General features: G+C 41.6%; 11 protein-coding genes and 2 pseudogenes. 11 read left to right on the top strand and 2 right to left on the bottom strand.

Annotated elements, in window-relative coordinates:
- Positions 1-15: 15 nt before the first annotated feature.
- On the top strand, positions 16-2055 hold the full coding sequence (gene brxL, locus FTV25_RS13820; RefSeq protein ID WP_005021615.1) for a protease Lon-related BREX system protein BrxL: 2040 nt from the start codon (positions 16-18) through the stop codon (positions 2053-2055).
- A gap of 123 nt (positions 2056-2178) precedes the next feature.
- Here brxL and FTV25_RS13815 read toward each other — a convergent pair.
- Positions 2179-2415: pseudogene (locus FTV25_RS13815) on the bottom strand (hypothetical protein); the annotation flags it as partial.
- 289 nt (positions 2416-2704) lie between these two features.
- Between FTV25_RS13815 and FTV25_RS13810 the strand changes: the two are divergent.
- The 10 genes from FTV25_RS13810 (at position 2705) to FTV25_RS13765 (ending at position 13707) form a co-directional block, all read left to right on the top strand.
- The gene (locus FTV25_RS13810) at positions 2705-3121 is read left to right on the top strand and encodes a cation efflux protein, CzcI-like (protein WP_227591103.1); all 417 of its coding nucleotides are present in this window, start codon (positions 2705-2707) and stop codon (positions 3119-3121) included.
- Between the two features lie 48 nt (positions 3122-3169).
- Positions 3170-4495, top strand: a complete 1326-nt coding sequence (locus FTV25_RS13805; RefSeq protein ID WP_035269736.1) for a TolC family protein — start codon at positions 3170-3172, stop codon at positions 4493-4495.
- 1 nt (position 4496) lies between these two features.
- Positions 4497-5726, top strand: coding sequence for an efflux RND transporter periplasmic adaptor subunit (locus tag FTV25_RS13800; RefSeq protein WP_016658777.1), 1230 nt, complete (start codon positions 4497-4499; stop codon positions 5724-5726).
- Positions 5716-8856 carry an efflux RND transporter permease subunit gene (locus tag FTV25_RS13795; protein WP_179994455.1) on the top strand — a complete coding sequence of 1047 codons (3141 nt, stop codon included), beginning with the start codon at positions 5716-5718 and terminating at the stop codon, positions 8854-8856. The genes FTV25_RS13800 and FTV25_RS13795 overlap by 11 nt, the downstream gene beginning before the upstream one ends.
- An 86-nt stretch (positions 8857-8942) precedes the next feature.
- Positions 8943-9842: a cation diffusion facilitator family transporter gene (locus tag FTV25_RS13790; protein ID WP_005028603.1), complete on the top strand. Its 900-nt coding sequence runs from the start codon at positions 8943-8945 to the stop codon at positions 9840-9842.
- 186 nt (positions 9843-10028) lie between these two features.
- Positions 10029-10595, top strand: a complete 567-nt coding sequence (locus FTV25_RS13785) for a recombinase family protein (protein ID WP_120376091.1) — start codon at positions 10029-10031, stop codon at positions 10593-10595.
- 114 nt (positions 10596-10709) lie between these two features.
- Positions 10710-11636: a chromate resistance protein ChrB domain-containing protein gene (locus FTV25_RS13780; protein ID WP_026055779.1), complete on the top strand. Its 927-nt coding sequence runs from the start codon at positions 10710-10712 to the stop codon at positions 11634-11636.
- Positions 11633-12982, top strand: coding sequence for a chromate efflux transporter (gene chrA, locus FTV25_RS13775; protein ID WP_001060713.1), 1350 nt, complete (start codon positions 11633-11635; stop codon positions 12980-12982). The genes FTV25_RS13780 and chrA overlap by 4 nt, the downstream gene beginning before the upstream one ends.
- Before the next feature lie 196 nt (positions 12983-13178).
- Positions 13179-13424: a type II toxin-antitoxin system RelB/DinJ family antitoxin gene (locus tag FTV25_RS13770; RefSeq protein WP_000246755.1), complete on the top strand. Its 246-nt coding sequence runs from the start codon at positions 13179-13181 to the stop codon at positions 13422-13424.
- The gene (locus FTV25_RS13765; RefSeq protein ID WP_000221358.1) at positions 13414-13707 is read left to right on the top strand and encodes a type II toxin-antitoxin system RelE/ParE family toxin; all 294 of its coding nucleotides are present in this window, start codon (positions 13414-13416) and stop codon (positions 13705-13707) included. The genes FTV25_RS13770 and FTV25_RS13765 overlap by 11 nt, the downstream gene beginning before the upstream one ends.
- Positions 13708-13918: 211 nt before the next feature.
- Here FTV25_RS13765 and FTV25_RS13760 read toward each other — a convergent pair.
- Positions 13919-14355 (bottom strand): annotated as a pseudogene (locus FTV25_RS13760) (IS6-like element IS26 family transposase); the annotation flags it as partial.

The raw sequence follows: 14355 nt of genomic DNA, 5'->3' as shown, positions 1-14355 counted from the left end.
TAGAGCGTAGCCTACATGGAATCTGCTAACGATAAAGAACTGGATCAGCTGCTGAATGAACACTTTGCTGGGCGGGTGGTACGTAAGGATCTAACTAAACTGATCAAAGAAGGGGCCAATGTCCCTGTCTATGTACTCGAATACCTGCTGGGGATGTACTGTGCCTCGGATGATCCAGAGATCATTGAACAGGGACTACGTAACGTAAAGACCGTACTGGCTGAGAACTACGTCCGACCGGATGAAGCCGAGAAGGTGAAATCCCTGGTCCGTGAACGGGGCAGTTATAAGGTCATTGATCGGGTGACTGTAAAGCTGAATGAGCGTAAAGACAAATACGAAGCATCATTTAGTAATCTTGGCATCAAAGATGCCGAAATCTCGGCAGGCATCGTCAAAGAGTATGAAAAATTACTTGTTGGTGGTATCTGGGTCATTGCTACGCTCAGTTATTATTTTGAAGAAGGACAGACTAGTTCTCCATTTGGCGTGAGCTTACTCAAGCCGATTCAAATGCCGAATATGAATATGGATGAACTTTTCAGTGGCAGAGCAGCATTAAGCACTGATCAGTGGCGCGAGAGTTTAATCCGTTCGATCGGCATGGAACCGGCTTCGTTAAAAGAGGATGTGCAATGGCACCTATTAGCGCGTATGGTTCCGTTCGTTGAAAATAACTATAACGTTTGTGAACTGGGACCACGCGGTACCGGGAAAAGCCATATTTACAAAGAGTGTTCACCGAATAGTATTTTAGTCTCCGGTGGACAAACGACTGTCGCCAACCTGTTCTATAACATGAGTAGCCGCCGTATTGGTCTGGTGGGCTTATGGGATGTGGTAGCTTTTGATGAAGTTGCTGGTATTTCCTTTAAGGACAAAGATGGCGTACAGATCATGAAAGACTACATGGCCTCAGGATCTTTTGCCCGTGGTCGTGAACAGATGGAAGCCTCAGCTTCGATGGTTTTTGTGGGTAATATTAACCAAAGTGTTGAATCCTTGGTGAAGACTAGCCACTTATTGGCTCCTTTTCCTGAAGCCATGATCGATTCAGCATTCTTTGATCGCTTTCATGCCTATATCCCGGGTTGGGAAATTCCGAAAATGCGCCCGGAATTCTTTACCAACCGTTATGGCTTGATCGTTGATTATCTGGCTGAGTTCTTCCGGGAAATGCGTAAGCGTAGTTTTGCGGATGCCATTGAGAAGTACTTTAAGCTAGGGAATAACCTGAATCAGCGTGATGTGATTGCCGTTCGCAAGACGGTTTCTGGATTGATGAAGCTGCTCTACCCACATGGTCAATTTAACAAAGAAGATGTACGGCAATGCCTGGAATATGCGCTGCAGGTGCGCCGTCGGGTCAAAGAACAGCTGAAAAAAATTGGGGGGATGGAATTCTATGATGTGCATTTTAGCTATATCGACAATGACACCCTAGAAGAGCATTTTGTTTCGGTAAAAGAGCAGGGTGGAGGTGGACTTATTCCCGAAGGTCCTGCTAAACCAGGCTTCCTGTATACCATTGGCCTCAGTAATAAGGGCATGCCAGGCTTATACCGCTTAGAACTTCAAGTCACTAAAGGTTCAGGAAAATTGGCGACATCTGGCTTATGGAATTCAAGTAGTGCCAAAGAACAGGTCAAGATTGCTTTTGATTACTTCAAGGCCAATGCATCCCGGATCTCGGGGGGCAGTAAGGTGCTGGAACATGATTTCCACTTACATGTGGTGGAATTACAGAATACCGGCCCGCTCAGCCATCTTGCTCTGCCAAGTTTAGTGGCTTTCGCTTCTGGCCTCTTAGGACGATCGGTACAAAGTCAGATGGTGGTACTGGGTGATATGAGCTTGGGTGGTTCAGTGACACCGGTGGAAAGTATTGCCGAATGTCTGCAAGTTGCTTTTGATGCGGGTGCCAAGAAGGTTGCTTTACCAATGAGTAGTGCGGCAGATATCCCAACGATTCCTGTGGAACTGTTTACCAAGTTCCAGACCAGCTTTTATGCAGATCCGGTGGATGCGGTGTTTAAAGGGTTAGGGGTGGATTAATTTCATATCTGTCTGGAAGAGTTACAGTAGATTGTTTTAAATTCAGTTTCTCAAGTTAAACACCATGTTGTAAAAGCATAATACTGCCTCTTTTAAAGAGCTAGTATTTTAGGGGGGATTACCCTTCATTTTTTTTTGATCAGATATCTGTTGTACTTTGACAGGATTTTGTTGATCTAAATATTTTTGATACCAAACACGCAATGTTTCAGGAGTACAACCGATTTTAGGATCAATAGCTGTGATTGCTGCCCAAGTAGAAGGATAATCTTTTTCAGATTCAATCAATAATTGAACCGCTCTTTCTCTGATTTCAGGGGGCAATTTTACTTTGCCATTTGTAAGGTAAAAGGGGTCAATTTTAGAATGCCGTTGACAATGTATCGCCTTTTGAGTTTGAAGCAATGTACAATGATAAGATTAACCCGTTAGGTCAGGTGGCCTAACTTAAATAAAAAGTCTCCGACAAACCCGGTACGGTTCACTATCTATTGTTATTCTTACCTGAAATTGATGTGAGCTTATAGAGACAAGGTAAATTTGCAAAAGTGCCGGCTATTCAGTGTTCATTGAATGTTTAATTTAATTTATTAAGCTTGACCTTGGAGTGGCTCTAAGCCTTATACTTGGTACAAATTTTTCGATTGTTATGATGATGCGTTCTACTACATGGATTACAGTCTTGGTTGGATTGTTCATGTTCCAAAGCTTTTGGAATGTGGCGGCGGCCTTTTGTGTCCATGAACAACAGCCTCAATCACAGCAGAGTTATCATTTTGGTCATCACCAAAATACCTTGTGTGCCAGCGATAGTCGTCAACACGATCATAATGGACAGTCAGAAAACATAAAAACATTCAGTAGCGATTTAGAAATCGGTGAAGATCATCAAGATCATCTACCATCGATGACGCATTTGATTGTACAAAATGAAAAAGTAGATGTGTTTCATCCAAGCTCTGAAGTTAAAGTGAATCCACAATTTCATTGGAAAAACAGCTATCAGGCTCCTGACCTGTTTCAACAAAGCCCACCTCCCGAATTTTCCCCGCTCATGGTGGGGTAGCCTAAAACATTCCCACCACTTTTATTATTTAAATAAGTGGGAAAAATCATGTCTTCACAATCAATTATACTCTTGCGTCATAGCTTGGTTGCTTGTATATGTGCAGCGGCTATGCAATATAGCTATGCTGAAAACGTTACCAGCTTTGAATCCGCTTTAGCAAAAGTACAAAGTTACCAGACTCAAGACAAGCTGTGGCAACAAGTTCAGCAAATATCTGAATTGAATATTCAGCAAAGTCGGTTATGGCAGAATCCAAGTATAAGTTTAGAACAGTCTGGCTTTGGCTCAGGTCAAGAACAGGAATTCAATGTTGGCGTTAGTCAACCTCTAGATCTATTTGGTCAGCGTAAGCTGAACCGGGTGATTGCCAATACCTCGAATCAACAAATCCAATTGCAACAGCAATTATGGAAGGCACAAAGCCAACTGATTGTTAAATTTGCATGGTCGCAATTTGCACTTGCTGAGGTTGAGCAGTCTGCTTATTCAGTACAGTTAAAAACAAGTAAAGCCAATCTGGACAGTGCCCAGAAACGCTATCAGGCAGGCAGTATTGCCCTGGTTGATTTTGAGCGTACCCAAATTGAAGCGCTAGAAATCCAACGACTTTATCAGCAAGCGATGCTGAATAAACAAGCTGCCGGTCGTCAGCTGTCTAATTTGTGGGGGGGAGAAACATCTTCACATCTTCAATTGAATAAAACCGCTATCCCTTGGCCAGAGCAAAGTCTCCAAACTGTGCAACGGTATATTGCTGAAGGGTGGCTAGAAAAATTCTATGCCTTGAACATTCAGCAATCGGATCATCAAATTGAAAATTTAAGAATTCAGGCACGTCCCAATCCGACTTTAAATGTAGGCATGAAACGTAGCAAAACCCCTAATGAAAGCAACGATACGACTTTGGCAATCGGCGTGGCTATTCCACTGAATATTTTTAACCGCCAGCAATATGCGATCCCGATGGTCCAGCAACAGCAAATATTGCTGAACCAACAGCAGCAGCGTGAGCTGAAGCAACAAATACTCAATATTGCCAACAGCATGCATCAGCTCAAAGGTTTACGTAGCCAGTTCGATGCCACAACAGCACAAGTTACTTTGGCGACCAAAGTTCAGAGCCGTACTTTACAAGGGTTTCAGGCAGGGAAACTGTCCATTACCGACGTTCAGCAAGCAACCACCCAACTGCAGAATCTTCGATTGGGTCAATTACAAATTCTACGTCAAGCTTGGCAAACTGCCCTCGCAGCTGAGGCACTCAGTATTGGCACAAGTTATGAAGAAATTAGCCGTTCGGATGCCTATACACAACTGAATAAAAAGGCAGTCGAAGCATCGCAAAATTTAATCAATGGGGGAGCACGATAAAATGAACGCCAAGCAAAACGGAAAAATATCCCAGTCTCTCATGATTGCAATTTTGATTCTGATTACGGTCTTGGTCAGTCTGGTTATTTGGTTAAGTTCAAAAAAAACTGAATCTGAGGGGCATGGTCATGATGAGGGAAATGCCGAACATTCTGATGAAGATAGTTCTGAAGAAGGACATGCTGAAGAAGGCGAAATACAACTGACCAGCCAACAAATGGTTGAACAAGGTTTAAAAGTTGCTGTTGCATCCACAGGATTGGTTGAAAAGCTGACAACCCTGCCAGGTAAATTGGTGGTGAATACCGATCAACAAGCGCATATATCGCCTAATTTTAGTGGTCATGTCGAGCAGGTCAATGTGGCTTTAGGACAGAGCGTGCAAAAAGGACAAACGCTGGCTGTACTAATCGTGCCTGAACTGATCGACCAACAGGCAAATCTGCGTATGGCACAGGTGAATCTGGATTTGGCCCGTAAAGATTACCAGCGCGAACAGCAACTCTGGTCACAGGGGATTTCTGCCAAACAGGATTACCAGCGTGCCGAAAATGCCTACCGTCAAGCGCAGATTACTGTCCAGTCCTCACAAGCACGTTTAAATGCATTAGGTGCAAGTGGCAATAACAATGGGCGTTTTCTGATTAAAGCACCGATCTCTGGGGTGATCAGTCAAAAAGATATTGTGGTCGGTGAAAATGTGCAACTGGCTAATCAGCTCTTTGTCATTGAACAGCTGAAAGATTTATGGCTTGAGTTTAATTTGCCGAATCAATTCTCAGGTCAACTGCAAGCCGGGCAAAAAATTGACTTTAAAGTGAATGATTCAGATCAAATCTATAAAGCTACTGTACAAAGCTTAACCTCTCAGGCAGATGTACAAACAGGGCGTCTGGTGGTGCGCGCAAAACTCGATGCGCAAGCTACTGAGTTGCGTTCTAATGTGTTAGTGAGAGTGTTGATTCCGGAAGCTACAGCAAAATCAGCCCTTCGGATTCAAAAGTCTGCGCTGCAAAGTATTGAAGGTGAAGACAGTATTTTCATCGTAGATTCAGAACAAAAAGGTCAAGTCCACTTAAAAGCACAGAAAGTGCAATTGGGGCAGGCTTCAAGTGATGGACAATGGCTTGAAGTGATTTCTGGGCTGACTGAAGGGCAGAAGTATATCGCTCAAGGCAGTTTCTTGTTGAAATCTGAATTAGAAAAAGACGAGGCAGGCCATGAACATTAATTCTGATCTGCCAAAACCAGAAGGTTTATTCGAACGAATCATTCAGTTTTCCATACAAAATGCGATTTGGGTGTTGCTCTTTGTCTGTACCTGGATTGCGGTCGGGGTGTATAGCTATCAGAAACTCCCGATTGATGCTGTACCCGATATTACCAATACCCAAGTCCAGATTAATACTCAAGCCAAGGGTTTTACTGCGCTTGAAGTCGAACAGCGGATTACCTATCCCATTGAAAATGCCATGGCTGGCATTCCGGATCTGGAGCTTACCCGTTCCATATCCCGTTATGGACTCTCTCAAGTCACCATTGTCTTTAAAGATGGGACTGATATTTATTGGGCCCGTCAGCAGATTAACCAACGGATACAGGAGGCGCAATCTGAGTTGCCTGCACAAATCGCACCGACGATGTCCCCCGTTTCTACGGGTCTCGGTGAGATTTATCAATGGGTACTGAAGGCAGATCCGAATGCGAAAAAGCCGGATGGAACTGCATACACGCCGATGGATTTACGTGAGATTCAGGACTGGATTGTGCGTCCTCAACTGCAACGTGTTAAGGGAGTTGCAGAGGTCAACAGTATTGGTGGTTTTGAAAAAACCTATGTGGTCTCTCCCGATTTAAACCGGATGCAGCAACTGAATATCTCATTAGAACAACTGCAACAGGCTTTAGCGCAAAATAATGAGAACCGAGGTGCAGGTTATATTGAAGACAATGGTCAGCAACTGACGGTACGTGTACCGGGTACATTCAATGGGCTTTCTGATATTGAGAACACCATGCTGGGTAGCCCAAATGGCAGCCCAATTCGGGTTGGTGATATTGCGCAAGTCTCTATTGGGCATGATTTAAGAACCGGTGGGGCAACCTATAACGGCAAAGAAACCGTTTTAGGGATTGCCATGATGGCGATGGGGGGAAATAGCCGGACTGTTTCTAAAGCTGTGGATGCCAAGCTTCAAGATATTCAGAATAGTTTGCCTAAAGGGGTAGTGATTGAAACGGTGTACGACCGTACTACCTTGGTTGAGAAGGCGATTAAAACCGTTCAGAAAAACTTGGTAGAGGGAGCAATCCTGGTCATCATCATTCTGTTCCTGTTTTTAGGGAATATCCGTGCTGCCTTGATTACTGCCTGTGTCATTCCACTCTCTATGCTGTTTACCTTAACCGGGATGGCACAGAAAAATATCAGTGCCAATCTGATGAGTTTAGGTGCACTCGATTTCGGCATCATTGTCGATGGTGCTGTGGTGATTGTCGAAAACTGTATCCGGCGTTTAGCCCATACACAGCAACTGTTAAAACGACCTCTCACACAAAGTGAACGCTTTAAGGAAGTTTTTCTGGCTGCCCGCCAAGCACGTCGTCCTCTTATTTTTGGTCAGCTTATTATTTTGGTGGTGTATTTGCCGATTTTTGCTTTAAGTGGTGTGGAAGCAAAAATGTTCCATCCGATGGCATTGACAGTGGTACTCGCCCTTGTTGCAGCCATTATTTTATCGATCACCTTTGTGCCTGCTGCTGTGGCATTGTGGGTCAAAGGCGATATTCAAGAAAAAGAAAGTCGTTGGATGTTATGGCTAAAAGCTAAATATCAGCAAACTCTTGATATTTCGTATCAATACAAAGCAGTTGTGCTGACTTTTGCACTGTGTGTATTAGTGATTACGGGATTTATCAGTACCAAACTCGGCAGTGAATTTGCACCACAGCTCAGTGAAGGAGACTTTGCGGTACAACAGTTACGTTCACCAAGTACAGGCTTAGAAGAGTCTTTACGTATTCAGGAGAATACTGAAAAACTTCTTTTAAAGAGTTTCCCTGAAATTAAGGCAGTATTTGCCAGAACGGGTACAGCCGAGGTTGCAACAGATGTCATGCCACCCAATATTTCAGATGGCTATATCATGTTAAAGCCTCGTTCAGAATGGCCAAATCCTAAAGAAAGTTTAGATGAATTACGTGGCCGTATGGTGACGTATTTAGCCACGATTCCAGGCAATAATAGTGAATTTTCACAACCGATTGAACTCCGATTTAATGAATTGATCTCAGGTGTGCGTAGTGATGTTGGTGTGAAAATCTTCGGTGATGATATGAATGTCCTCAATACTGAGGCGACTAAAATCTCCAAAATCATTCAGCAAATATCGGGTAGCAGTGCCGTGAAAGTTGAGCAGACCTCAGGTTTGCCATTACTGAATGTCGAGGTAAATAAAACTTTGGCTGCACAATATGGTTTGAGTGTGCGTTCAATTCAAGACCTTGTGGCAACCAGTATTGGTGGACAAAGCGTGGGAGAGATTTTAGAAGGCGATCGTCGTTTTGATTTTGTTATCCGTCTTGGAGAGCAAGACCGTAGTGTCGCATCTGTTTCCCAGTTACCTATTCAGCTTCCAAATGGTGGCAGTATTTTATTGTCGGATGTCGCGCAAGTCTCGACCATTGAAGGAATCAACCAAGTCAGTCGAGAAAATGGTAAACGCCGAGTTGTGGTTACAACGAATGTTGAAGGGCGTGATTTAGGGTCTTTTGTTTCTGATGTACAGACACAGCTCAAAGCATACACTTTGCCAAGTGGTTATTGGATAGAATATGGCGGTCAGTTTGAAAATTTGGCTTCAGCCAAAGCACGGATGCAAATCGTGATTCCACTGGCTTTAATCACTATCTTTATTTTACTGATGGCGGTCTTTCACAATGTCAAAGAAAGTCTATTGGTCTTTACCGGGGTACCCTTTGCCTTGACCGGTGGTGTGCTGTTCCTTTGGCTAAGGGATATTCCATTATCGATGTCAGCTGGAATTGGCTTTATTGCCTTATCTGGTGTTGCAGTCCTCAATGGACTGGTAATGCTGACCTTTATTAAGGAATTAAGGGACAAATATCCAGTGCATAAAGCCGTGTGGCAAGGGGCTATTTTGCGCTTAAGACCAGTGTTGATGACAGCTTGTGTGGCTTCACTGGGTTTTGTACCAATGGCGCTGGCAACCGGAACAGGGGCTGAGGTTCAACGGCCACTGGCAACCGTAGTGATTGGCGGGATTATCTCTTCAACATTACTAACTTTGGTGCTGTTACCCGTGCTTTATCGTTGGATAAATGAAAAGAAAGTTTCTTAATCCAATAGATTAGTCGATTTACAGCAGAGATATTGGCTGTTATCCAATATCTCTGCTCATCATAAATAGAATAAGGAAAATATTTTATGTCAGAACATCATGATCATAGCCATGCGGTTGTTACTGAAGAAAATAGTAAGAAGTTAATGGTTGCCTTAGGTTTAACGACTACTTTTTTAATAGTAGAAGTTGTCGCTGCTTTTATTACCCAAAGTTTGGCTTTGTTATCTGATGCAGCTCATATGTTTACTGATGTAGCCGCTTTAGCTATTGCTCTTGCCGCTATCAAAATTGGTAAAAAAGCCGCAGATGATAAAAGAACTTTTGGCTATCAGCGATTTGAAATTTTAGCGGCTCTGTTTAATGCGGTGATGCTTTTTGTGGTAGCAATATATATTGTATATGAAGCTTATCAACGTTTTACGAATCCTGCTGAAATTCAAAGTGTTGGAATGATGATTGTCGCGGTCATTGGTTTGGTCATAAATTTGATTTCAATGAAAATCCTTTCTGCTAGTGCTGAAGGAAGTCTAAATATAAAAGGTGCATATTTAGAAGTTCTTAGTGATGCTCTAGGATCGATAGGCGTGATTATCGGAGGAATAGTTATTTATTTTACCCAGTGGATGTGGGTTGATACCGTAATCGCTGTGTTAATTGGCTTCTGGGTCTTACCTCGAACTTGGATTTTATTAAAACAAAGTATTCATATTCTGCTTGAAGGAGTTCCTGATGAGATTGATATTGAGTCGTTAAGAAATGATTTATTGAAGCTAGAGGGCGTTGAAGGGATTCATCAGTTGAAAGTCTGGGCTATATCCTCAAGAAATATTCATTTAACTGCTCATTTGGTTGCTCCGAATAGCAATACAGATCAACTCTATCAAAAGGCCTTAGAAGTTCTAAAACATAATCATAATATTACTGAAATTACGTTACAAATAGAAAATACGAAATGTAATACATTGAACCAACATAAACACTAATTTGGACTTTAGTCTTCATATAGATGTTTTGTGTAACTTTAAAGTATACCCTAAAGTTACAATCTGAAAGTTCATGAAATTATGTATCATTTAAATGATTTTTAATCATAAGTAACATGTAACTTTAGTGTTAAAGAATTATAATTTACGAAATTTTTCATTTTTATCCAATTGGGGCGTGAAAAAGTGAAAGGCCAAAAAGTAGGGTATGTCCGGGTAAGTTCTGTCGAGCAAAACACTGGACGTCAACTTGAAGGAATTGAGGTCGACCGGATTTTTGTTGACCGTGCTTCAGGTAAAAATACTGACCGACCTAAATTTCAGGAAATGTTGAACTATGTCCGGGAAGGGGACAGGGTGATTGTACATTCAATGGATCGTTTTGCGCGAAGCCTAAAAGATTTGGTCACTGAAGTAGATAAACTGGTCAAACGAGGGATCGCCATCCAGTTTGTAAAAGAAAATATTACTTTTACAGCCGAATCCACCCCGATGGATAATTTGATGCTTCAAATGATGGGTGCTTTTGCACAGTTCGAACGTGAGATCATTTTAGAGCGGCAAAAGGAAGGAATAAAACTCGCCTCTGCTCAGGGGAAGTACAAAGGTCGGGTGCATAAACTAAAGCCTGACCAAGCTGAAGCTTTACGACAAGCATGGAAGGAGGGGACGTATCCATCGAAAATGGCATTAGGGAAAGCTTTTGGGATTAGTCGTCAGGCGGTATACCGATATTTACAAGTTAGTGAATAGCTTATTGGGATTAGCAAATCTTTTATGACTTTTACATATATTCTTATTAAAGGAAAACTATTTTTAATCTTTTAAAATAGTTATAAGATAAACAAAATTTGTTGATTTTATAACATGAAAATATCATTACTGATCTCATCACTTCCCAGTCAAAGCACAACCGCAAGAATGCGAATTTGGCGTTCATTAAAGTCAAATGGTGCAGCAACTTTAAGAGATGGTGTTTACCTCTTACCCGAAGCACATTCTGAAAAATTTGAGTCTGTTGTTCATGATCATCTTAATGAACATGGGCATGCCTATATCTTTCAGACTGAACCTCCTGCACATTTAGACCTTGCTCAACTTTTCGACAGAACTGGAGAATATGAAGAACTGAGAACTGAAATTTCACAAATACAAAATACGCTTGAGGAAAATAAGAAAAAAGAACATCTCAAACAGATTCGAAAATTAAGAAAAAACCTCAATTCACTGATAGAAATAGATTTTTTCCCAAATACTCATCAAAGCAAAACACTGAATGAACTCACCCGATTAGAACAAGTTATTGCCCGGTTAGGTGAATACGATGAACCCAATAATTTTGAACAGCAATTAAAAGTCCTATGCAAGCAAGATTTTCAAAATAAAATCTGGGCAACCAGAAAGCGTCCTTGGGTTGACCGTTTGGCATCGGCATGGATCATTCAGAAATTTGTAGACCCTCAGGCAAAATTTATTTGGTTAGAGCATCCCAATGATTGCCCCAAAGATACCTTAGGTTTTGATTTTGATGATGCCCAATTTACCCATATCAATCATCTAGTCACTTTTGAAGTGTTAATGCATAGCTTTGAATTACAAAACCCTGCTTTAAATAAAATCGCTGAAATTGTTCATTTTTTAGATGTTGGGGGAAATGAGCCTGCCGAAGCCTTAGGCATTGAAAAAATCTTGCAAGGCTTAAGAAGCACGATCACAGATGATGATCAATTACTCCATCTTTCAAACCATATTTTTGATGGCTTATATGCAGACTTTCAAAGGAATTTAACATGAATAATAAGCCATCTTTAATAGATGAAACAGAAATTGAATCTATCAGCTTTTGGCAAGCATTCAAATTTTGGTTAAAACTGGGATTCATTAGCTTTGGTGGTCCTGCCGGGCAAATCGCTGTTATGCACCAAGAGTTAGTTGAAGAAAAAAAATGGATTTCAGAACAGCGTTTTATGCACGCATTGAATTATTGCATGCTCTTACCCGGCCCCGAAGCTCAACAACTTGCAACTTATATTGGCTGGTTAATGCATAAAACCAAAGGTGGCATCGTTGCAGGGGTTTTATTTATTCTACCTTCTCTTTTTATCCTCATTGGGCTGTCTTGGGTCTATGTGAAATATGGCAACGTCCCGATCATTGCCGGTTTGTTTTATGGCATTAAGCCCGCAGTTGCCGCAATTGTATTTCATGCCACGTATCGTATTGGCAGTCGTTCATTAAAGAATAAATTTCTATGGGCGATTGCAGTTATCGCTTTTCTTGCAATATTTATTTTTAATATTCCTTTCCCTTTAATCGTTTTATGTGCAGCGATATCGGGTTATTTGGTCGGTAAAAAGTATCCTGATTTATTTAAGCTAAATGCACATCAGTCCAGTCAAAAATCCTATGGACGTGCAATTATTGATGATGATACCCCTACACCTGAACATGCTGTTTTTAAATGGTCTCATCTGATCAAAATAACTGTAATTTCAGCACTTTTATGGGCAATTCCACTCATCTCTTTAACAGCAGTTTTGGGATGGAGTCATTCTTATACTCAACTGGCTTGGTTCTTTACTAAAGCTGCACTTCTGACATTTGGTGGTGCTTATGCTGTTCTGCCTTACGTTTATCAAGGCGCTGTCGGTTTTTATCACTGGCTCACCCCAACTCAAATGATCGATGGTTTAGCCCTAGGTGAAAGTACTCCCGGCCCATTGATCATGGTGGTGGCTTTTGTCGGCTTCTTAGCAGCTTATAACCATTCGCTGTTGGGTGCTGAATATCAATTTATTGCAGGTGCATTAGGTGCAATCATCGTCACGTGGTTTACTTTTATTTTCTCATTTTTCTTTATCTTAGCCGGAGCACCTGTTATAGAGTCCACACACAATCAAATTAAATTTACTGCCCCTTTAACCGCCATTACCGCTGCCGTGGTGGGCGTAATTTTAAATTTGGCACTCTTTTTATGTTACCACGTGCTTTGGCCACAGGGTTTTGAAGGGAATTTTGATTATATCTCTGCCATTATTGCAATTTTAGCTGTAGTCGCATTATTTAAATTTAATCAAAGTGTGCTCAGAGTCATCATCGGTTCTGCTTTAGTGGGTTTAACGATTAAAATTTTACTATAAAGAATGAACACTAGAGGTATGGATAAAAAATCTATGCTTCTTTTGACACGATTCAAGGTATCTTCTTTCATATAAAAAATTAAAGAATATTCCACTAAATCACTCACCATTTAACATAATGGTGGTTATGCGAAGTCGACTTGTAATGCAATTTGCATTACAATATTCCTAGTACATTAAATACTTGGGAAATATGATGGCTACTGTTAACTTCAGGATCGATGAAGCCCTTAAAGAAAAATCTTATTCAATCCTTAAAGAGCAAGGTATTGCACCTACTGATTTCTTCACTAGTATTCTTGAGTATGTTGCTACGACTGGGAAACTGCCTGTCAAAAAAGCTTTGCTTTCGGAAGAAGATGAAGAATTATTAGCTCTTGTCCGTAAGCGCATTAATGATCCTAAAGAGATGTTTGAGGAAGTCACATTAGATGACTTATAAGCTTTTACGTCACAAGGACTTTACAGCAGAATGGGAAAAACTCCCTGTTGCTATACGAGATCAATTTAAAAAGAAACTAGCCAAAGTCATAGAGCAGCCACATATTCCAAAGAATATGCTTAGAGGCGATCTTGCAGGTTGCTATAAAATCAAATTATTAAAAGCTGGTGTCCGACTTGTCTATCAAGTTAAAGATGATCAGGTAGTTATCCTGCTCATTACCGTCGGAAAACGAGCTGATAGCATAGTTTATGACGAAGCGAAAAAGCGAATTAAAGACTAAAAATGGGAGCTTATAGCTCCCATTTTTGTGTAGAGGCAGCAAGATTATGCTGTTTTGATCAGAACTCAGTTAACCATCCCGGGATTCTGCTCTGGCCCATTCAGCGCAGTTTTTTACTTTGGATGAAGTTAACCCATGTTATATTGCACAAGATAAAAAGGCACTGTTGCAAAGTTAGCGATGAGGCAGCCTTTTGTCTTATTCAAAGGCCTTACATTTCAAAAACTCTGCTTACCAGGCGCATTTCGCCCAGGGGATCACCATAATAAAATGCTGAGGCCTGGCCTTTGCGTAGTGCACGCATCACCTCAATACCTTTGATGGTGGCGTAAGCCGTCTTCATGGATTTAAATCCCAGCGTGGCGTTGATTATCCGTTTCAGTTTGCCATGATCGCATTCAATCACGTTGTTCCGGTACTTAATCTGTCGGTGTTCAACGTCAGACGGGCACCGGCCTTCGCGTTTGAGCAGAGCAAGCGCGCGACCATAGGCGGGCGCTTTATCCGTGTTGATGAATCGTGGGATCTGCCACTTCTTCACGTTGTTGAGGATTTTACCCAGAAACCGGTATGCAGCTTTGCTGTTACGACGGGAGGAGAGATAAAAATCGACAGTGCGGCCCCGGCTGTCGACGGCCCGGTACAGAT

Source organism: Acinetobacter sp. YH12249 (assembly GCF_013417475.1).
Lineage (GTDB): Bacteria > Pseudomonadota > Gammaproteobacteria > Pseudomonadales > Moraxellaceae > Acinetobacter.
The sequence above is the reverse complement of the archived record's forward strand: the minus strand, read 5'-3'. Positions and strand labels throughout refer to the sequence as shown.